This window comes from Pyruvatibacter sp., assembly GCF_040219635.1.
Classification (GTDB): Bacteria; Pseudomonadota; Alphaproteobacteria; order CGMCC-115125; family CGMCC-115125; genus Pyruvatibacter.
In genome coordinates this window covers 382,077-401,208 of the sequence record NZ_JAVJSC010000004.1, presented here as the reverse complement: position 1 = coordinate 401,208, position 19,132 = coordinate 382,077, and the positions used below count along the sequence as shown (strand labels likewise).

Annotated in this window: 19 protein-coding genes; 4 read left to right on the top strand and 15 right to left on the bottom strand. The window is 61.3% G+C overall.

Going from position 1 to position 19,132, the window contains the following annotated elements; all coding sequences use genetic code 11:
- Positions 1-74: 74 nt before the first annotated feature.
- Complete coding sequence (locus RIB87_RS10675; protein WP_350146384.1) at positions 75-635, top strand: nucleotidyltransferase family protein; 561 nt, start codon at positions 75-77, stop codon at positions 633-635.
- 228 nt (positions 636-863) lie between these two features.
- Here RIB87_RS10675 and RIB87_RS10670 read toward each other — a convergent pair whose 3' ends face one another.
- From RIB87_RS10670 to RIB87_RS10630, 9 genes are all read right to left on the bottom strand, one after another.
- Positions 864-1,358, bottom strand: coding sequence for a F0F1 ATP synthase subunit B family protein (locus tag RIB87_RS10670; RefSeq protein WP_350146382.1), 495 nt, complete (start codon positions 1,356-1,358; stop codon positions 864-866).
- A 15-nt stretch (positions 1,359-1,373) separates the two neighbouring features.
- Positions 1,374-2,003 (bottom strand): F0F1 ATP synthase subunit B, encoded by a 630-nt coding sequence (locus tag RIB87_RS10665; RefSeq protein ID WP_350146380.1) that lies wholly within the window; start codon positions 2,001-2,003, stop codon positions 1,374-1,376.
- 51 nt (positions 2,004-2,054) lie between these two features.
- Entirely contained in the window at positions 2,055-2,282 is a 228-nt protein-coding gene (locus RIB87_RS10660; protein WP_043948497.1) for a F0F1 ATP synthase subunit C, read from the bottom strand.
- A gap of 78 nt (positions 2,283-2,360) precedes the next feature.
- The gene (locus RIB87_RS10655) at positions 2,361-3,119 is read right to left on the bottom strand and encodes a F0F1 ATP synthase subunit A (RefSeq protein WP_350146377.1); all 759 of its coding nucleotides are present in this window, start codon (positions 3,117-3,119) and stop codon (positions 2,361-2,363) included.
- A gap of 42 nt (positions 3,120-3,161) precedes the next feature.
- Entirely contained in the window at positions 3,162-3,455 is a 294-nt protein-coding gene (locus tag RIB87_RS10650) for an AtpZ/AtpI family protein (protein WP_350146375.1), read from the bottom strand.
- Positions 3,456-3,821: 366 nt separating this feature from the next.
- Positions 3,822-4,259 (bottom strand): SRPBCC family protein, encoded by a 438-nt coding sequence (locus RIB87_RS10645; protein ID WP_350146373.1) that lies wholly within the window; start codon positions 4,257-4,259, stop codon positions 3,822-3,824.
- Positions 4,260-4,358: 99 nt separating this feature from the next.
- A complete protein-coding gene (smc, locus tag RIB87_RS10640) occupies positions 4,359-7,817 on the bottom strand; it encodes a chromosome segregation protein SMC (RefSeq protein ID WP_350146371.1) in 3,459 nt (1,152 codons plus the stop codon).
- A gap of 114 nt (positions 7,818-7,931) precedes the next feature.
- Positions 7,932-8,627 carry a DsbA family protein gene (locus RIB87_RS10635; RefSeq protein ID WP_350146369.1) on the bottom strand — a complete coding sequence of 232 codons (696 nt, stop codon included), beginning with the start codon at positions 8,625-8,627 and terminating at the stop codon, positions 7,932-7,934.
- 44 nt (positions 8,628-8,671) lie between these two features.
- Positions 8,672-9,184 carry a DUF721 domain-containing protein gene (locus RIB87_RS10630; RefSeq protein ID WP_350146367.1) on the bottom strand — a complete coding sequence of 171 codons (513 nt, stop codon included), beginning with the start codon at positions 9,182-9,184 and terminating at the stop codon, positions 8,672-8,674.
- Positions 9,185-9,361: 177 nt separating this feature from the next.
- Between RIB87_RS10630 and mutY the strand changes: the two genes are divergently transcribed.
- Positions 9,362-10,462 carry an A/G-specific adenine glycosylase gene (gene mutY / locus RIB87_RS10625; RefSeq protein WP_350146365.1) on the top strand — a complete coding sequence of 367 codons (1,101 nt, stop codon included), beginning with the start codon at positions 9,362-9,364 and terminating at the stop codon, positions 10,460-10,462.
- Here the strand turns inward: mutY and RIB87_RS10620 are convergent.
- The 4 genes from RIB87_RS10620 to RIB87_RS10605 all read right to left on the bottom strand — a co-directional run bounded on the left by RIB87_RS10620 (position 10,459) and on the right by RIB87_RS10605 (position 14,624).
- Entirely contained in the window at positions 10,459-11,628 is a 1,170-nt protein-coding gene (locus tag RIB87_RS10620) for a site-specific DNA-methyltransferase (RefSeq protein ID WP_502943239.1), read from the bottom strand. The two genes, mutY and RIB87_RS10620, sit on opposite strands and share 4 nt — an antisense overlap.
- A 138-nt stretch (positions 11,629-11,766) precedes the next feature.
- Positions 11,767-12,378, bottom strand: coding sequence for a ribonuclease HII (gene rnhB / locus RIB87_RS10615; protein WP_350146362.1), 612 nt, complete (start codon positions 12,376-12,378; stop codon positions 11,767-11,769).
- Entirely contained in the window at positions 12,371-13,252 is an 882-nt protein-coding gene (locus RIB87_RS10610; RefSeq protein ID WP_350146359.1) for a formylglycine-generating enzyme family protein, read from the bottom strand. Before RIB87_RS10610 ends, rnhB begins: the two co-directional genes overlap by 8 nt.
- A gap of 52 nt (positions 13,253-13,304) precedes the next feature.
- Positions 13,305-14,624 carry a PA0069 family radical SAM protein gene (locus RIB87_RS10605; protein WP_350146357.1) on the bottom strand — a complete coding sequence of 440 codons (1,320 nt, stop codon included), beginning with the start codon at positions 14,622-14,624 and terminating at the stop codon, positions 13,305-13,307.
- A gap of 100 nt (positions 14,625-14,724) precedes the next feature.
- Here RIB87_RS10605 and RIB87_RS10600 point away from each other — a divergent pair, with 100 nt between their 5' ends.
- Both RIB87_RS10600 and RIB87_RS10595 read left to right on the top strand, forming a co-directional pair.
- Positions 14,725-15,426, top strand: a complete 702-nt coding sequence (locus RIB87_RS10600) for a TIGR04283 family arsenosugar biosynthesis glycosyltransferase (RefSeq protein WP_350146355.1) — start codon at positions 14,725-14,727, stop codon at positions 15,424-15,426.
- Positions 15,427-15,435: 9 nt separating this feature from the next.
- Positions 15,436-16,032, top strand: coding sequence for a TIGR04282 family arsenosugar biosynthesis glycosyltransferase (locus RIB87_RS10595; RefSeq protein WP_350146353.1), 597 nt, complete (start codon positions 15,436-15,438; stop codon positions 16,030-16,032).
- A gap of 162 nt (positions 16,033-16,194) precedes the next feature.
- Here the strand turns inward: RIB87_RS10595 and RIB87_RS10590 are convergent, their stop codons facing one another.
- Positions 16,195-17,985, bottom strand: coding sequence for a lytic transglycosylase domain-containing protein (locus RIB87_RS10590; protein ID WP_350146351.1), 1,791 nt, complete (start codon positions 17,983-17,985; stop codon positions 16,195-16,197).
- A gap of 122 nt (positions 17,986-18,107) precedes the next feature.
- Entirely contained in the window at positions 18,108-18,968 is an 861-nt protein-coding gene (locus tag RIB87_RS10585) for a uracil-DNA glycosylase (RefSeq protein WP_350146349.1), read from the bottom strand.
- Positions 18,969-19,132: the final 164 nt, after the last annotated feature.

Here is a 19,132-nt window from a genome sequence, read left to right as displayed (position 1 = left end):
CGAGTAGGCCCCGGGTCAAGCCCGGGGATACGGCAGTGGGCTGGTACAAGAAAGAATCGGCGTAAGGTCTGAAAGTGACCGACGCCGACTTTCTCACCCTCATTCAAAGAAACCCGGCCAATGCTGCCATTCTGCATCGTGCGCCGACGCTTGGTCTTGCTGATGCGTGGCTGGTCTCAGGCAGCCTGTTTCAGACCGTCTGGAACGCGCTGACAGACCGGCCCGCCGGACACGGTATCAAGGACTATGACATTTTCTATTTTGATCGCGACACATCCTACGAAGCGGAGGACGAGCAGATACGCCGTGCGGCAGACCTGTTCCAGGATCTCGACATCAGTATCGAGGTGCGCAATCAGGCACGCGTGCACCTTTGGTACAAAGATCATTTCGGCATCGACTACGCGCCGCTGTCTTCCGCCTGCGAGGGCATTGATCGCTTTCTGGCGATCGCCTGCAAGGTCGGCGTGTCGCTTGACGGACAGCAGCGCATCTATGCGCCTGATGGCCTCGACGACATGGCGCAGTTGCGCATTCGCCCGAACGCGAGTGCCAACTTTTTAGCCGAGCACTACGCTGCCAAGTGCGCGCGATGGCAAGGCATGTGGCCCGAACTAACCATTGAGGCCGTTTAGCCGCCGCGTGGATCCCCGGTCAAGCCGGAGGATGGCGGGGTTCTATCGTTGTTGAAAAGCACAAGGCCTAACGCCACCGCCAAACTACCATCCTCCGGCTTGACCGGAGGATCCAGGATGCGCTGGCCGCGAGACCATCCTTCCAGATGGTGTTTCAGCGCACACCGTGGTCAACAAAAAGCCCCGCCGATGAGGGCGGGGCGTTTTACTCGGTTGCTGCAACCCTGCCTAAACGAGACGCTGGCGCACCTGATCCAGGCTGTCATTTATGAGGGCGTCCTGACGGGCATCATCGCTGGTTTCGGCCAGCACTTTGGCGGCGGCCGCAATGGCCACTTCCGTTGCAGCGTCGCGGACATCCTTCATGGCCTGTGATTCAGCCATGGCAATTTTCTGTTCGGCAAGGGCTGTGCGCCGTGCCACCTGCTCATCGAGTTTTACTTTTGTTTCAGCAGCCAGACGTTCGGCCTCGTGGCGTGCCTGCGACACGATTTCCTGCGCCTCTTCCTCGGCGTCGCGCTGCTTGCGCTGATACTGGGCCAGCAGGGCCTGCGCTTCTTCGCGCAGCTTGCGGGCTTCTTCCAGCTCGGTCTTGATGGCATCAGCGCGCGCATCAAGCGCCGACGTGATGCGCCCGGCAACGCCGAAATACAGCAGCAGCCCGACAAAGCCAAAAAACGAAATGGCAGTAATGAAACTGCTATCGGAAAAAAGCGACAACATGATGCTTTGGCTCCTCTAGCCCTTCAGTTCCGCGTCAACCGCCTGCGAAACCTTCGCAGCATCAACGCCGGAAATGCCAAGCTGTGCCACAACGGCAGCGGCAACATCAGCCGCTATGCCGCGCACATTGCTCATGGCGTCGGTTTTGGTGGCAGTGATCCGGGCTTCTGCTGCTTCCAGCTTCTGGTCCAGTTCTGCTTCCAGCTTGTCACGAAGGGCATCGGTCTCGCGACCCAGCTCCTCGCGGGTGTCAGACGCAATCTGATGGGCCTTGGCACGGGCTTCCGCCAGCGCCGTTTCGTAGCCCTCAATGGCAGCGTCCGTTTCAGCCTTGAACTGTGCGGCCTGGTCCAGATCGTTGGCGATCCGGTCCCGCCGGATTTCCAGCGCCTGTGCCACGCGCGGCAGAGCCACGCGCGACATCAGGAAATAGAGCACGCCAAACGTCAGCAGCAGCCATATCAACTGCGGTGCAAAGGTGGAAAAGTCGAGCTGAGGCATACCGCCGGACTGTGCATCATCCATTGCAATGCCAAGCCCTGCTTCTGCCTGCTCACCAATGACAAGCACGCTTGTTTCACCCGCTGTGTTTTGAGCAAGGATGATTGGCGTCTCGTAGTCAGAGGTCATGGACGTATCGGCCATGCTCACGAACCTTTCCGTATGCTGATGGTCTGGAAACTGCGAAGTGCAGTCTTAGACCACGAACAGCAGCATCATTGCGACAACGAGGCCGAACAGACCCGTGGCTTCAGCAAGGGCAAAGCCGAGCAGAAGGTTGGGGAACTGGCCCTGGGCCGCTGCCGGGTTGCGCAGAGCGCCGGCAAGGTAGTTACCGAAGATGTTACCAATACCAAGACCGGCACCGGCAAGGGCGATGCAGGCAATACCGGCACCAATGTATTTTGCAGCTTCCGCTTCCATGTCGAAGTCTCCTTAGAAATGTTGCCGACGGTCTTCAGTGACGGCCGGTGAAGTCAAACCGAGTAGTGATACGCCCGATCAGTGATGAACGTGCAGCGCATCGTTGAGGTAGATGCAGGTGAGAATGGCAAACACATAGGCCTGCAGAAATGCCACCAGCACTTCCAGCCCCGTGAACGCCACCATAAAGGCGAGAGGTGCCCAGCCGCCCCAGGCGCCGAGCATGATGGCAAACCCGGCAAACACCTTGAGCATGGTGTGGCCCGCCAGCATGTTGGCGAACAGCCGGACCGAAAGGCTCAAAGGCCGGGTGAGATAGGAAATCATTTCAATGATGGTGATGAGCGGCAGCAGAATGATCGGCACACCGGACGGCACGAACAGCCGGAACCAGCCAAGCCCGTGCTTGTACAGTCCCAGAAGCGTGATGCCGCCAATCACAAAAATCGCCATCGCAAAGGTGACAATGATGTGGCTCGTCACCGTGAACGAGTAGGGCAGCAGGCCAAACATGTTGGCAAACAAAATGAACATGAACAGCGAGAAAACAAACGGGAAGAACGGCTGGCCTTCGTTGCCGGTGTTCTGCCGCAGCATGTTAGCCACAAACTCGTAGGAGAGTTCGGCCATCGACTGCCAGCGGCCGGGAACCAGCGCGCGCGACGAGACCGAGAAAATCATGAAGACCGAAATCGCCGTAATCGCCGCGACCATCCACATGGCGGAATTGGTGAATGACGCATCAAAGCCAAACAGCTCGATCGGCAACAGCCGCACGATCTCGTACTGGTGCATGGGATCTACTGGAAACGCGCCCGGTTCAGCTGGAGCAGCCATCTTTGCCTCTTAACACCCATAATGACCGCGACACGCCGCGACCTAGTCTTCGTTTTTGTCGCTCGACTGTTTGTTCATCTCGTTGGCAGCGCGAACGGCATTGAGAATGCCTGCAGCAATACCAAAAAAGAAGAACACCAGCAGCAGCCAGGGCTCAGTGCCCAGCCAGTTATCCAATGTCCACCCGATAAACCCGCCGACCAGAACCCCCGCCACCATCTCACTTGAGAGGCGAAAGGCCTGACCGAATGCCGTTTGGCGGTTTTCCGGTCCGTTGTTCACCCGCCGCTTGCGTGCTTCGTCGAGGCGGCGGTCGAAATCCTGTTTGTCGTCCATGGCGTTCATCTCTCAGCAAACACCCTGAAGCTCTCACGGTGTGCGGCCAATTCCCTGCAAGGTATCTGCGTTTGGTCATGACATGACCAGCCGACTGACACTGCATGAAACCGCTGTAGATGACCTGCCTTGGGGCGAATGCCCACATGAACTGGAAGGATTCCCGCCGCAAACCGTTGCAACACGCTTCGCTTGGGGTTGAAGTCGGGCGCACCATAGTTTCGCCCATACCCCCTGTCAAGCAACGCGGGAAGGGGTGTAACTATATGTTTTTATTGACAAAAAACGCGCTCTCCAAAGTGTCGCAGCCGCTGTTTCGTGCCGACTCTTTCGCGTTGCAGCAAATAGACACCCGGCAAGGCGGTTTCAGCCCCGTTCACAGTAGATTTTGACTGCATCCAGGTCCGGCGCCAGCACGCGCTCAATGCCGCCCATCACCAATGGTGCTGCCATGCGCGCCTTGAGCGTCTGTGGTTTGCCGTCGAGGGTCCAGACAAGCTGCGTGCTCTTGCCTTTTTTGTAAATGTCGAAGGTTGCGTCCCACGTGGCGCCTCCCGCCTCCGACATGATGCGCACCATTTCGATGGGCTCGTATTCAACGACCTCAAAAATCGTCGACCGCTCACGTCCGGCGATCAGGCGGGCCACCCGATACTGGCAGCCGACGCCGCGCTCAATATCGGTCAGGCATTCTGCCGCACGGATGGAGGGAACGGCGAGGGCAAAGACATCCAGATGCGCCACCACATCAAACACCTTCTCAGGCGTGCTCTTGATGGTTTTTTCGATCTGGATGGAGGGCATGGCTTCAGCCTCTTGTTCTTTGTACCGATGACAGTCGATGCAACGCCCGATGGATCCCCCGGTCAAGCGGGAGGATGCTGGTTGTGCGAAAGAATACGGCTACACCGCGTCTCGGATGGCTTCGGCACCGGCCAGATCAACCGACACAAGCTGGCTGACGCCCGGCTCTGCCATCGTCACACCAAACAGGCGGTCCATCTGTGACATGGTGAAGGGGTGGTGGGTGATGACCAAAAAGCGGGTGTCTGTTTCGCCGCGCATGTCGTTGAGCAGCTTGCAGAACCGTTCCACATTGGCATCGTCCAGCGGTGCGTCCACTTCGTCCAGCACGCAGATGGGCGACGGGTTGGTGAGGAACACCGCAAAGATCAGCGACATGGCCGTCAATGCCTGTTCGCCACCAGAAAGCAGCGACAGCGTGGTCAGTCGCTTGCCGGGCGGGCGGGCAAAAATCTCAAGGCCTGCTTCCAGCGGATCATCCGATTCAACAAGCTCCAGATGCGCCGTGCCGCCGCCGAACAGGCGTGTAAACAGCCGGGTGAAGTTTTCGTTCACCGTGTCAAACGCTGCCATCAGACGCTGGCGGCCTTCGCGGTTGAGACTGCCGATGCCCTGCCGCAGCTTGGCGATGGCCTGTTCAAGGTCGCTGCGCTCGCTCGTCATGGAATCGAGCTGCTCCTGCGCCTCACGGCTTTCTTCCTCGGCACGCAGATTGACCGCGCCCATGTTTTCACGCTCGCGCTTGTAGCGCTCAAGCTTGCGTTCCACATCATCGAGTTCCGGCAGCGCCTCGTCATCGCTGATGTCAGCCGCCGCCAGCACAGCGTCAGGCGTCACCTCAAAGGCTTCGTGAATGAGCCGGGCGGCCTCCGCCACCTGGTTGCGCGCGCCTTCCAGCATGGCATCAATGCGGGCCCGTGTTTCACGCGCTTGGCTCAGGGCAGCGGTGGCTTCTTTGGCCGCCTTGTCGGCTTCGGCCAGGTCGCTTTCCGCACTGGCCAGTGCATCCGCTGCATCCTGCCGGGTTTTTTCCGAGTCCGACAACAGCCCCATCAGCGCCTTGGCTTTTTCCTCCACCTGCGCAGGCACCTGCTCAAGCGTTGTGCGCTCCGCTTTGGTTGAGGCAAGCCGCTCTTCCAGCGTGGCGATCTGCCGGTTGGCTGTTTCAAGCCGGGCCTGCCAGCGCTGGCGTTCAATGCCGATGGCAGCCAGCCGCTGGGTGCGCGCCTGAGCCTCGCGTGCCAGCCCGTCAAAGGCGGCACGCGCGTGGCTGGTTTCCTGGCGCAGGGTTTGTACTTGCGCGCGCAGCGCATCAAACGCTGACCGCTTTTCAGCTTCGTCCGGCAGTGCATTCGCCTCTGCCGTCAGCGCCTCAAGCGCCACACGGGTTTCCTCAATGTCGCTGGCAGTGCGCGCCAGCCCGTCATCAACAGCGGCCAGCCGGGTGATCTGCGACGACGCGGCCTTCTCAGCTTCGGCCAAAGCATCCTGCGCGGCAGTCAACGCGGCCTGTGCTGATTTCCACTCGGTACGCACGGCATTTTCGCGTGCCGCCGCATCGCGCACGCCTGCCTGTGCCGCCTCATGCAGAGTGCCCAGACGCTTTACTTCGGCGCGGGCCGCTTCAAGCTCCGCATCAAGTTCGGCAAGGCGATTGCGCTGGGCAAGACGCTGTGCGGCAGCGGTCGGCGCGTCGGCAGCCGCGGTAAACCCGTCCCACCGCCACAGGTCACCTTGCTTGGACACAAGGCGTTGCCCTGGCGAAAGCTGAGCCTGCAACGCGCGGCCAAGCGCCTTGTCCACCAGCCCCACATGCGACAGCCGACGCTGCAAGGCTGCGGGGCCGGTCACGTAAGTGGAGAGCGGTTCCGCCCCTTCCGGCAGGCCGCGCGCATGGTCAATGGCGGGCAATGTGTGCCAGTGAACCGGCGCTGCTTCGTCGGCAGGCTGCTCAATGTCTTCGCCAAGGGCAGCACCCAATGCCGCCTCAAAGCCCGGACGAACCGACACGCTGTCGATCAGCGGCGGCCACAGATCACCGTCGGCAACGCGCAACAGGTCTGCCAGTGCGGAGGCTTCCGCTTCCAGCTTGCCAAGGCGTTGCTGCGCTGAACCAAGCGGCCCGCGCGCCTGTTCTTCGGTTGCGGCGGCCTGCGTGCGGGCACGCTCAGCATCCTGCGTGGCGGCTTCTGCGGCACGCACGGCTTCGCGCGTCCGCTCAACGCCTGCGCGTCGGCCTGCCATGGCGGCCTGTACATCGGCGGAGCGGGCAATCTGTTCGCGCTCTGCGGCCAGCGTGTCGCGTGCCTGCGCCAGCTTGTGCGCCCGCGCTTTTGTCTCATCAATGCGCCGGGTCAGTGCCTGACGCCGCGCGGCAAGCTCCGCCAGTTCGCTTGAAAGCGTTTCAACGCCGGTTTCTTTCTGCGTCAGTTCGGCACTCAGCCGCGCAACCTCTGCTTCGGCCTGCGCGCGCGCCTCGTCCGAACCAGCATCAGCGGCCTTGAGTGTTGCTTCTTCCTCACCCAGCGACGTGAGGCTCTCGGTTGTATCCGCAATGCCATCACGCTCGCGGGTCAAATCGTCGTTGATTTGCCGCAGCAGGGCATCCAGCCGCTCAAGCGCCTGTTCGGCCTGGCGTGCCTCATTGGCCAATTGATCCCGCTCAACCGTCAGGCGGTGATAGGCCGCCGCCGCGCGGGACTCGGTGTCGCGCAGTTCCGGCAGTTTCGCCGAGGCTTCAACCTGCAGCCGCGATGTGCGGGCTGTTTCCTCAGTGGCACTTGCCACCGCGCGGTCTGCGGCTTCAAGTCCCGTGACATGTGTGGCTTCAACGTTGGACGCCGCACGATGCCGCAGGTACAGCGCCTGCGCTTCCGCCCGCCGAATATCCCGCGACACATTGCGGAAGCGTGTTGCCTGCCGCGCCTGCCGCTTGAGGCTCTGCAACTGGCCTTCAATCTGGGCCATGACGTCATCAAGGCGTTCCAGATTGGTCTCGGCGCTCTTGAGGCGCAGTTCAGCTTCGTGACGCCGGGAGTGGAGGCCGGACACGCCGGCAGCCTCTTCCAGAATACGCCGTCGCGCCTGTGGCTTGGACGAAATCAGTTCGCCAATCTGCCCCTGTTTCACCAGCGCCGGTGAATGCGCCCCGGTGGAGGCATCTGCAAAGAAGGTCTGCACGTCACGCGCGCGCGCATCTGCCCCGTTGATGCGGTAGGCAGAGCCCATTTCGCGCTCGATGCGGCGGGAAACTTCAATTTCGTCCGCGTTGTTGAAGGCGGCTGGTGCCGTGCGGTCGCTGTTTTCGATCGCCAGCACAACTTCGGCCATGTTGCGGGCCGGGCGGCCTGACGTGCCGGAAAAAATCACGTCATCCATGCCACTGGCACGCATGGACTTGTAGGAGCTTTCACCCATTACCCAGCGCAGCGCTTCCAGCAGGTTGGATTTGCCGCACCCGTTGGGGCCGACAACCCCCGTCAGCCCGTTCTCGATAATGAGCTCGGTGGGTTCAACGAAGGACTTAAAGCCGGTGAGCCGCAGACGCGAAAGCTTCAAAATACTGTTCGCCCACCTGACATGGGCGCCCCGGATAAGGCGCTGCGCGGTCGCTCACAGCGAACACGCAGCGCCGTTAAAGGTTTGCTAACCCTTTTGATCCGCCGATTCGGCTTAGCCGGGCAACTGGTTTGTGATGATCTCTTCAAGGGCGGGCCAGGGCAGATTGCCGTTGATCTTCTCGGTGCCGACAAAAATCGTAGGTGTCGCCTGCACTTGCAGGTCTTCCTGGGCGTGGCGCTGCACCTCGCGCAGCCCGTCCAGAACCGCCTGATCGGTCATGCAGGCTTCAAACTGACCTGACGAAATGCCGCCCTGGCGTGCAATCGCCTCAAGCGCCGCACGCGGGTCTTCGCTGAAGGCCCATTGCTGCTGGCGGGCAAACAACACGTCCGCAAACTGCAAATACCGGTCCGGCGAAACACAGCGCGTCAGCATGGAAGCTGCGGTGGCTACCGGGTCCAGCGGATATTCGCGGAAGATGTAAAACACCTTGCCGGTCTCGATGTATTTTTCCTTCAGCGGCGGCAGGTTCACCGTGTGGAATGCCGCGCAATGCCCGCAGGTAAACGACGCATATTCCACCAGCGTCACCGGTGCATTGGGGTCGCCCAGCGTGATGTCACCAAGCGGATGCTCGACTGCCAGTGCCGGGTTGCCGCCCGCACTGTCTGCGCTGCCGGTGCCTGCGTCACCACAGGCGGCAAGGCCCAGCGTTGCAGCCACAACGGCAGTCAGTGCCAGTCGCGCGCCGAATGTGCGGCGGCTGACAGACGGTGTATCGGCAGTTTCAGGGGTGCGGGCATTCATTGGGGTTGGCTCCATACTCGGTGCAAAAAAGGGCTTCGGGCAGTCTAGTCGCTCTTGGCCATAATGGCGGCTTCAAATCTTGCAAGCGCACCTGCCAGCTCCGGGTCGTCAATGCGATAACGCGCGGTATTCACTGCGGGGAGCGGCGTCGTGCGTTTAGGGTGGCTGCGCGATTTGGGTTTGTCGGGCAACGGCCCCTGAACCAGCTTGAGGCGGCCCACCACAGGACGGCCATAAAAGCTGTTGATCTTGTCCACTAGCTGCGGGGCCATATGCTGCATCTCAAGGGCCGCAGCGCCCGCAACGCGCACCGTCAAAACGCTGCCGCTATGTGTGCCTTTGCCCGTACCTTTAACGGGCCGCGACAGCCGTTCGGGCGATGTCAGCCGTGCCATCTGCGGACCCACGATTTCGCTCCAGCGTTTCAGCACATGGTCGTCCGCAAAGCCGAACTTCGTAAATGCCTTGCGCGTCAGCCCGTCCAGAGTTTTGCCCAGGGGCTTAAGCTCAAGCCGACGCTTGGGCACCGAGCGGGGAATGGGACGAAAAGGTGGCATTTGGACCATGGTTATTTGGAGATGGTTATTTGCAGAATGACAAACAGGTCTAACGCTAGACGGGTTGAGACGCCATGCTAAGTCTGCGTCAGAGCATTGGCGATCACAAAAACGTGGGGTTTTGCCCCGCTACAGGGTGCATTTGACAACATGACACGGCGACATGACACAGCGACAATGACGCAGGAACGCACGCCCAAAGCCCGCGATCTGCTGCGCTGGTATGACCGTCATGCCCGTGATCTGCCGTGGCGTATTTTGCCCGCAGCGCGAAAAAACGGCACGCAGCCAGACCCCTACCGCGTCTGGCTGTCAGAAATCATGTTGCAGCAAACAACGGTCAAAACCGTTGGTCCATACTTTAAAAAGTTTGTCCGGCTGTGGCCGACGATCGGCGATCTGGCCGCAGCGCCTGCGCCTGACGTAATGAGCGCGTGGGCGGGCCTTGGGTACTACAGCCGCGCCCGCAATCTGCATGCCTGCGCCATGGCTGTGGTGGACCGGCATGGGGGCGTTTTCCCCGATACCGAAGAAGTGCTTCTGACGTTACCCGGCATCGGCCCATACACAGCCGCCGCCATTGCGGCAATCGCGTTCAACCAGCCCGCCGCCGTGATGGACGGCAATGTCGAGCGCGTCATGTCGCGCCTTTTTGCCATCAATACACCATTGCCCGCAGCCAAAACTGAAATACGCGCCGTGCTGCAAACGCTGGTGCCGCGTGCCCGCCCCGGCGACTTTGCGCAGGCAACTATGGACCTTGGCGCAACTCTGTGTTCTCCCAGAAAACCCGCCTGTGCACTTTGTCCGTGGACGGAGCACTGTCAGGCCCACGCCTTGGGAATTGCTGAAACGCTACCCGTGAAGCCGCCCAAAAAAGCAAAGCCTACGCGCTACGGTGCCGCTTTCTGGCTCACCGACCACAACGGCCATGTGCTCGTGCGCACCCGCCCGCCAAGTGGCTTGCTTGGCGGCATGGATGAAATCCCAGGCAGCGAGTGGCTGGAAATGCGGCGCGATCAAGACACCTTACAGGATGCAGCGCCAATGCCGGCCAAATGGCAGGCGCTGCCGGGCACCGTCACTCACGTATTCACGCATTTTGCGCTGGAGCTGAAAGTGTTTGCTGCAAAAGTGAAAACGCGCGGCAGGGCACCTGGCGACTGGGTGCCCGTTGAAGCCCTTCACACCCGCGCCCTGCCAACCGTCATGCGCAAAGTTGTGGCGCACGCAGACGTTGACGCCGCAAAGCAGTTCAAGGCTAAGCGCCAGGGCTAATTGGCTTCGGCGCGTATCTTCTGGCGCAGTACGTCAATGGGCTTGAGACCCGCGTCGGTTTTCAAATGCCAGAACGTCCATCCGTTGCACGCTTCCTGCCCCTGCACATGCGCACCAATCTTGTGAATGGAGCCGGTGGCCCCTGTTGCCGCCAGTGATCCGTCGGCGCGCACCCGCGCCTTGTGGCGTTTGCCGGGGCCATACAGCACCGTGCCTGGCTCAATCATGCCGCGTTCCACCAGCGTGCCAAACGGCACGCGGGGTTGTGCGCGCTTGGACTGGGTCACTTCAATGGCTTCAGGGTCTGCATGGCTGACGCGCTCAATACGCTGGCGTGCAAGTTCCGCATACTGAGGATCGCGCTCAATGCCGATAAACCGGCGGCCCAGTTTCTTGGCAACAGCACCCGTGGTGCCGGTGCCAAAGAACGGGTCCAGCACAATGTCGCCGGGCGAGGACGACGCCAGAATAACCCGGTGCAGCAGGCTTTCGGGCTTTTGCGTCGGGTGGGCTTTTTGCCCCTGATCGTCTTTCAGCCGCTCCCCGCCGGAGCAGATGGGCAACACCCAGTCCGAGCGCATCTGCAGGTCGTCGTTCAACGCCTTCATGGCGTCGTAGTTGAACGTATAGCCTTTGGCGTCACGGCCCTTGGAGGCCCAGATCATGGTCTCGTGCGCATTGGTAAAGCGCCGTCCGCGAAAGTTGGGCATCGGGTTTGACTTGCGCCACACAATGTCGTTGAGCACCCAAAAGCCGATGTCCTGCAACGCCACGCCGACCCGGAAAATATTGTGATAGGAGCCGATCACCCATAGTGTGCCGGTAGGCTTGAGCACACGATGCGCTTCGCTCAGCCAGGCGCGGGTGAACTCATCATAGTGGGCAAACGAACCAAACTGGTCCCACGCGTCATCGACGCCGTCCACACGTGTGTTGTTGGGGCGCAGCAACTCGCCTTCAAGCTGCAGATTGTAGGGCGGGTCCGCGAACACAACATCCACGCAGGCATCCGGCATCCGCGACAGCGCCTCGATGCTGTCGGCGTTGATGACGGTGTTGATAAGACGGCTGACCCCGCCGGCGGTCCGGTCCGATGCCTTGCGGGCTTTCGGGACGACTTTTCTTACTGCCGCACGGCTGTCCGCGCGGCTCTTATTGGTACGCATACGCCCCCCAAGAGCTTTTTATGGAGGCGGAGTGTGAGTCAGCCGTGATTCGCCGTCAAGATTCTGTTTGGAATCAATGAGTTAACCTTCGTTAACGGACACAAGATCGAGTCGTTTTGCGAACTGTGGACTCAACATCTAGCGGTGGAGCAGCGCAATTGGCGCAAAACTTTTTCGGTGATGTGGCGTTATCCCCAGCTTTTCCAGCGCCGCGCGATGCGCTTTTGTGCCGTATCCCTTGTGACGGGCAAAGCCGTAGCCGGGAAAATCCGCGTCCATCGCCACCATCATGGCATCACGCGTTGTCTTGGCGATGATCGACGCGGCGGCAATGGAAAGCGACCGTCCGTCACCTTTGATGACGGCCCGCGCCGGGCAGCCCACGTCAGGCGTATCCCGCCCGTCAATCAGCGCCATGTCCGGCAGGGCGGGCAGGGCAGCCACCGCCCGCGCCATCGCCAGAAATGTCGCGGCCCTGATATTCAGCCGGTCGATTTCCTCAACCGTGGCAAGACCGACACCGACCTGCGCATGGGTATGGATTGCCGCAGCCAATTCATCACGTGCTCTTTCAGTCAACTTTTTGGAGTCATTGATGCCGTGGGGCAGCCACGCGGTATCAAGAATGACCGCTGCGGCCACCACCGGCCCCGCCCACGGCCCGCGGCCCGCTTCATCAATTCCGCACACGTTCTTGGCGCCCGTGGCAAAGGCGTCGGTCTCAAGCGACAGGTCCGGAGCGTTAGTCATCGCTGGGGGCCACATCTGCTGCGACGCGGAACCCGACCATGGATTGCCGTGCGTCTGCGGGCAGCGCATACCGCGTTTCAAGACGCACCGGCCCCGGCGCATCTGTCCACGAATGGCCGCGCAGAGCGTAGGCATCACAGGTGCCTGCAGTGTGCTGCGCCGCGCCGCTGACGGGCAGCGCGTCATATCCCCCTGCATGACAATCCGCCATCCACTCCCAGACATTGCCGATCATGTCGTGCAGGCCATTGGGGTTCGCGGCGTAACTGCCGACGGGCGACGTGTGCATTGCCCCGTCGGTGCACGGTTCAGCCGCTTTTGCGACTTTGTTTTTGGCGGTGATGTCGTTGACGTTGCCAAATATGCAGATGTCATACGGTGTGCCCCAATACGCCGGAGCCCCTGCGGCGTGAGTCCATTCTGCTTCAGTTGGTAACCTGAACTTTTGCGCTGCTTGCAGCGACAACCAGTTGAGATAGGCCAGCGCATCTGTGCGCGATACACATGTCACCGGGTGATTGTCGGTCTGGTCAAAGCCGGGTGCCTGCCAGCTTGCAGACGGGTCCAGCACCCAGCCATCGGCGGACAAGACCCAGCACCCGCTATCTGCGACATGGCCGGTTGCCTGCACAAACTGCGCGAAGGCACCAAGTGTGACGGGCATGATGCCAAGTCTGAAATCATTTGCCAGCGTTACTGTGCGCTGTGGAAACTCATCGTCGCTCGCTGCGGGATCATCCGCATACGCACCAACAGTGACCGAACCGGCAGGGATCACCAGCATGGCCGGAAGTTCGGCGGCACGCACCTGCGCGGTTGGCGCTGTGAGACAGCCCGCACAAAGCAGAACAACGGAAAGTGTAAAAATGCGCATTACACCGCCACCGTATCCGGCGACCCGATGATGCGACAATGTTAAATGAGTGCTAAATCAGCGCCAGTTGCCGCGGCCCGGTCGCGGGCACCTGAAACAGGTCCGTGCGCAACGAGGCCCGCTGCGCTGACAGCCCGGCCCGCTGACGCGCCAACGCAAACCGGCGCGACGTTGTCCACGCATAAGGCCCGCCGCCGGTCATCCGCGTGCCCCATTCAGCGTCATAGTCCTTGCCGCCGCGCATATCGCGGACGATTTTCATCACCCGTTTGGCGCGGTCGGGCGTTACATCGGCCAGCCACTCCGCAAACAGATCCTTTATTTCAAGCGGCAGCCGCAACATCACATAGCCCACTTCGCGTGCGCCCATCCGCGCACAGGCTTTTACCAGCGCTTCAATTTCGTGGTCGTTGAGCGCGGGAATAATCGGCGCCATCATGGCGCTCGTGGGTATGCCCGCCTCACTCAGCTTACGGATGGTCTCAAGCCGCCGTGTCGGTGTCGCGGCGCGCGGCTCCATCGCACGGGCCAGTTTGGCATCCAGCGTGGTAACGGAGATCGCCACCTTCACCAGCCCATCACGCGCCATGTCAGTGAGAATATCCATGTCGCGGGTCACAAGCGCCGACTTGGTGACAATGGCGACCGGGTGGCGATGTTCTGCCAGTACCTCCAGCACCTGCCGGGTAATCCGCCGCTCGCGCTCAATGGGCTGATAGGGGTCGGTGTTGGTGCCGATGGCAATGGTGCGCGGCTCATAGTTCTTTTTTGCCAGTTCGCGCCGCAGCAGCCTGGCTGCATTGGGCTTGGCAAACAGCCTTGTTTCAAAATCCAGCCCCGGCGACAGCCCCATATAGGCGTGGGTCGGTCGTGCAAAACAATAAACACATCCGTGCTCACAGCCCCGATAGGGGTTGATGGAGCGGTCAAACGAAATGTCGGGCGACTGGTTGCGGGTGATAATGGTCCGGGCCGCGTCCTCGCTCACCTGGGTGCGAAGAGGCTTTGCGTCCTCTTCAATATCCCACCCGTCGTGAAACGTCTCAGCGGCCCGGTTCTCATATCTGCCGGTTGTGTTGGAACGCGCGCCACGACCCTTGCCAGCCTCGTTAAGCTCTTGGGGGGAGCCGATACCCGGTCCGAAAATCGGAAGCGATGCCGCACGTGCCGCAGGCGTAGGGGCAGGGCGAGTGCCGCCTTGGGACGTGTCGGCGTCATGCCGGGTATGAGAGGTACGTGTTTGCTGGCCGGATTGGGGGGCAGCCAATGCAAACACGGGCATGGTCGCAGCGCGCGCTATCTGTTTGTCCGGCAGCGCTCGTGCGCTGGCCGGGCCATCCGTCTCCTGTCGTTTGGTGGCCTTGCTGTTCATGCAAGGAATAAAATCACATCAAAAAGAACAATACAAGAACATTTAGGTTAACGGCGCAGACATTTCGCAGCCGCAACATTTTCAAGCTAGAATCATCACCATGCTGAGCGTTGTGATTCCAACTTTGAATGCCGAAAAGTCCCTGACGCGCACTCTCGCGGCGCTGGTGCGCCCCACTGTGCGCGGCCTCATCAAGGATGTGGTGATTGCAGACGGCGGCTCGACGGATGAAACCCGTGCCATTGCCGAGGCTGCCGGCGCACGCTTCGTGCAGGCACCGCGCGGGCGCGGCACCCAGCTTGCTGCCGGTGCCCAGGCCGCGCGCGGCGACTGGCTGTTGTTTCTGCACGCTGACACAGTTTTGCAGCCTGGTTGGGACGAAGAAGTGGAAACGCTTCTGGACCGCCTGCAAAAGCGTGGAGCCAAGGGTCTGGATTTTGCCGCCGTCTTCAGGTTTGCGCTTGATGATTTCTCATTCTGGGCGCGCATGCTTGAGCGCACGGTTGTGTGGCGCTGTTGGCTTTTTGGTTTGCCCTATGGCGACCAGGGCCTGCTGGTATCGCGCCGCCGCTACGACGCGCTGGGCGGCTATCGCCCGTTACAGATCATGGAAGATGTGGACATGGTGCGCCGCATCGGCAGACGACGCCTTGTGTTTTTACGCACCCCCGCCGTCACCAGCCCGGAGCGCTATTTGAATGACGGCTACATCGCCCGCTCATCGCGCAACGCGCTGTGCCTGATGCTGTACTATCTGGGCGTCAACCCGGACCGCATCGCCCGCATCTATAAAAAGCGCTAGCGCACTTTCATGCAAAAACATCTCGTCATCATGGCCAAGGCGCCCGCTTTGGGCCGCGTCAAAACACGCCTTGCGCGTGATGTGGGGCCTGTTGAGGCAACCCGGTTTTATCGTGTTGCGCTGGCGCGACTGATCCGGCGGATGGCAGCAGACACCCGCTGGACAACGGTGGTAGCCGCCAGTCCGGACAATGAGGCCGTGGAGCACGCGCACTGGCTTGAGACCGCGCACGGTGTTTTGCCGCAAGCAAAGGGTGATCTGGGCGCGCGGATGCAGCGCGTGTTCGATCACATGCCGCCCGGCCCGGTGGTCATCATCGGCAGCGACATCCCCGACATTCGCCCGCATCACATTGCGCAGGCATTTAGTGCGCTTGGTGGCAACGATGTGGTGATTGGGCCCTCCGTGGACGGAGGATACTGGCTCATCGGCCAGAAGCGTCTTCCACGGGTGCTGCGCGGGTTTGCAGGCGTCGAGTGGTCAAGTGGCCGCGAGCGCGCGCAAACCAGTGCCAATTTTAGCGAGGTGCGGGTCAAAATGCTTGACGAGTTGTCCGATGTGGACAGCGGCACGGACCATGCCCGCTGGCGTGAGCGCTGCGGCTAGCAGCCGATGCGAGTGGATCCCGGATCAAGCCCGGGGATACGGGTTTGGTTTGAAGAACTGCCAAACCGCCAATCGTTGCCCCGGACTTGATCCGGGGCCCACTCGCTTTTCAACCCGGTAGGCAAAACAAAAATGACAGCGTTCCCCGCCGCAAACCCCAGCTTAGAAGGCCGACGCCCTGACTGCCGCTGCGGTTCGCTCAACCTGCGCATATACCGGCCACTCGCCCGCTGCCGCCTGATCCAGCGACGGTGATGGCTGGCCCAGACGCAACCGATAGAGCCACAGATTAGTCATGATGCGCTCCACATAGCCGCGCGTCTCGGCCGCAGGAAGGCTTTCGATGAAGGTCAGCGGGTCGGCGGCATCGTCGCCAATCTGCTTTGTCCAGCGGATGAGGTTGCCCGGCCCGGCATTATACGCAACCGCCATCTGGAACAGGTTGCCGTAAGGCTCGCCATAGCCCATCAGCTCCTGCAGATAGGTCTGCCCGAGCGCCAGATTATGCGACGGATCCTGAAGGCGCGCATTGCCGCGCTTGTAGCTGGCGTCACGGGTAATGTGGTGGGCTGTGCCCGGCATGATCTGCATCAGCCCCGCAGCACCGGCGCGGCTTTTGGCATCGGCAATGAACTTGCTTTCCTGCCGCGCGATTGCCAGCACCAAAGCGCGGTCCACCTGATAGCCCCCATCGGGTTCCACGTCAGGTATTGGAAACAGCGCTGCCCCCAAAGGCTGTGGACTGGCCAGCGCCACTGCAAGCTGGGTTGCCGGTAGGCCGAGGTCGCGGGCGAGTGTTGCAAGCGCCAGATCAAGCGACGGGTCGAGGCGTCCATGGGCGCGCTTGAGTTCGGCTTCCGCCATGCCGGTTTTGCCAAGCTGCGCCAGAGCGGCCCCCCGTCGCACCTGATCGACCGCCAGCAAGGCTGCCCTGCTGGTGGTGTCGGCAACCGGGTCCGCCCACTCGACCTTGGGTGTGCGGCCAAGCTGGCGCTGCGCCAACAATCCATAAAACGTCATGCCGGTGCTTGCTGCCGTTTCCAGCATCGGCACGGCTTTGGCGGGGTCGCGCGCCGCCAGATAGGAGCGTGCAGCCCAAAAAGCCGCAGCAGAGCGCGTCCAGTCAGAAACCGAAATGTTTCCCGCAAGCGCTTCAAAATGCGGCGCGGCAACGTCCGGCTTGTCCAGACGCCATGCGGCCAGCCCCGCATACCAGTCCGCCAGTGGTGCATCGCGGCGGTTGCTGGCGGCAATGGAGGTCGCAAGCTCAAACGCCCTGGTGATCTTGCCTTCCACATAATAAGACCACGCAACACGCGCCTTGAGCGCTGCGCGTTCGTCCGCACCCAGACGGTTGCGGACTTTCGCTGAGTCAATCAGGTTGAGTGCTTGCGTCGGGCGTTCCCGCCTGATAAGCGAGCGCACCTGCTTGGCGACCGTGCGCCCATAGCTTGTGCGGCCCTCGGCGCTTGACCCGGAAACGGCATAAACGGAGTGATAGGCCGTCGGGCGGAAGGCGCGCCGCACCGGACGCACCGGCACACTGGCCCCGCCCCGCCGTTTCATCGCCAGCTTGTGGATTTTGTCCGCACCGGGATGGTCTGCGTACTGGGCCAGCCAGCCGCGCAACTCGCGGTAAGTGGACCGATAGGCCGTGGGATGCATGTAGCGCTGATACAGCACGTGGCCCAGCAGCACATCATCTTCGAGGGCGCCAATGAGTGTGTCGGCGGCTTTCCAGTTGCCACGCTTCTGCTGGCCGAAAATCTGTGTGTAGCGATCAGCATCGGCGGTTGTAAGCACCTGTGTGCCAACAGGTGTTGCTGAGGCGGGAAGCGCATGAAGAAGCATCACAAGCGCAACAAGCCCGGCGCTGACCATGATGGCAAACCGGGCGGCAGCAGTGTGAACTTGCGCCTGCGCAATGGCGGCGGCTGTGTGTCTGCGGTGCATTTGGCCCCCCGGCCCCGATCCGGGCAAATGGTCATCCAAGGATGATCACCCGGCAGTGTTCTGTTTCTGGAAAATCCTAGCGCTTGGGCACTTGCGATGCGAGTCCCGTGCCATGCAGATGGTTAAACGCGCGGCGTAATGCCCAACTCGGCCATCTTGGCCTTGAGGCTCAGCAGATCCTGCCAGGCGTTGCGCTTTTGCGCAGGTTGCCGCAACAGATAGGCCGGGTGCAGCATGGCAATGGCGGGCACGTTTTTGGCAGTGTCGCCGCCATTCATCTCATAATCGCGCCACTGGCCGCGCAGGCGGGTGATGCCGGTGGTGGTGCCAAACAGCTCCTTGGCGGAAACCCCGCCGATGCACACCAGAATATCTGGAGCAATCAGTTCGATGTGCCGCTGAATGAACGGCAGGCACATGGCGGTTTCAGCAGGCGTTGGCGTGCGGTTGCCTGGCGGACGCCACGGCAGAACATTGGCGATGTAAACGGTTTCGCGGGTCAGGCCGATAGCAGCCAGCATCCGGTCCAGCAGCTGGCCGGAGCGGCCGACAAACGGCAGTCCCGCAATGTCCTCGTCGCGCCCCGGTGCCTCGCCCACCAGCATTATTTTCGCATTGGGGTTGCCGTCGGCAAACACCAGGTTTTTTGCCGTGGTCTTGAGCGGGCAGCCGGTGAATGCCGCCATCGCATCGCGCAGCGCTTCAAGCGTTTGTGCCGCAGCGGCAGCCGCGCGCGCGTCTTCAATCGCGGCCTTGTCGTCGGCCAGCGCGGCTGGTGCAGCCTGCGGCACGACGGGCCGCTGTGACGGTTTTGCAGGCGCTGGAACAGGCGCTGCTTTGGGTGGCTCCACATGGGCCAGCCGGTCTATGGCCTCGTCGCCAATAGCCTCGTCTGCTCCGGCCTGTACAAACCAGCGCAACAGGTCCGCAAGATCGGCGTCGGACGGCGCATCGGGCGTATTGGAAGTGGAAATGGTACTCATGGACGCTAGATTTATCGGGGAAAGGGCTCAATGTCACATGATGATGGAGGGCAACGTCTCTACATATGGGCTGATACGGCGGCTTGACCCCCACAATCGCTTGGCCCCATAACCGCTGTCCGCCATGCCGGGTTTGGCGGAGTTTTGTATGCTTTTACGTGCGT

What these genes read in the sequence shown, in the direction of transcription:
- RIB87_RS10670 (WP_350146382.1), bottom strand. Translation starts at nt 1,358, where the DNA reads ATGTTGTCGCTTTTTTCCGATAGCAGTTTCATTACTGCCATTTCGTTT.
- RIB87_RS10635 (WP_350146369.1), bottom strand. Translation starts at nt 8,627, where the DNA reads ATGAATGCCCGCACCCCTGAAACTGCCGATACACCGTCTGTCAGCCGC.
- RIB87_RS10645 (WP_350146373.1), bottom strand. Translation starts at nt 4,259, where the DNA reads ATGCCCTCCATCCAGATCGAAAAAACCATCAAGAGCACGCCTGAGAAG.
- RIB87_RS10620 (WP_502943239.1), bottom strand. Translation starts at nt 11,628, where the DNA reads ATGCGTACCAATAAGAGCCGCGCGGACAGCCGTGCGGCAGTAAGAAAA.
- RIB87_RS10595 (WP_350146353.1), top strand. Translation starts at nt 15,436, where the DNA reads ATGCAAAAACATCTCGTCATCATGGCCAAGGCGCCCGCTTTGGGCCGC.
- RIB87_RS10605 (WP_350146357.1), bottom strand. Translation starts at nt 14,624, where the DNA reads ATGAACAGCAAGGCCACCAAACGACAGGAGACGGATGGCCCGGCCAGC.
- rnhB (WP_350146362.1), bottom strand. Translation starts at nt 12,378, where the DNA reads ATGACTAACGCTCCGGACCTGTCGCTTGAGACCGACGCCTTTGCCACG.
- RIB87_RS10610 (WP_350146359.1), bottom strand. Translation starts at nt 13,252, where the DNA reads ATGCGCATTTTTACACTTTCCGTTGTTCTGCTTTGTGCGGGCTGTCTC.
- RIB87_RS10585 (WP_350146349.1), bottom strand. Translation starts at nt 18,968, where the DNA reads ATGAGTACCATTTCCACTTCCAATACGCCCGATGCGCCGTCCGACGCC.
- RIB87_RS10600 (WP_350146355.1), top strand. Translation starts at nt 14,725, where the DNA reads ATGCTGAGCGTTGTGATTCCAACTTTGAATGCCGAAAAGTCCCTGACG.
- RIB87_RS10655 (WP_350146377.1), bottom strand. Translation starts at nt 3,119, where the DNA reads ATGGCTGCTCCAGCTGAACCGGGCGCGTTTCCAGTAGATCCCATGCAC.
- RIB87_RS10650 (WP_350146375.1), bottom strand. Translation starts at nt 3,455, where the DNA reads ATGGACGACAAACAGGATTTCGACCGCCGCCTCGACGAAGCACGCAAG.
- mutY (WP_350146365.1), top strand. Translation starts at nt 9,362, where the DNA reads ATGACGCAGGAACGCACGCCCAAAGCCCGCGATCTGCTGCGCTGGTAT.
- RIB87_RS10660 (WP_043948497.1), bottom strand. Translation starts at nt 2,282, where the DNA reads ATGGAAGCGGAAGCTGCAAAATACATTGGTGCCGGTATTGCCTGCATC.
- RIB87_RS10665 (WP_350146380.1), bottom strand. Translation starts at nt 2,003, where the DNA reads ATGGCCGATACGTCCATGACCTCTGACTACGAGACGCCAATCATCCTT.
- RIB87_RS10630 (WP_350146367.1), bottom strand. Translation starts at nt 9,184, where the DNA reads ATGCCACCTTTTCGTCCCATTCCCCGCTCGGTGCCCAAGCGTCGGCTT.
- RIB87_RS10590 (WP_350146351.1), bottom strand. Translation starts at nt 17,985, where the DNA reads ATGCACCGCAGACACACAGCCGCCGCCATTGCGCAGGCGCAAGTTCAC.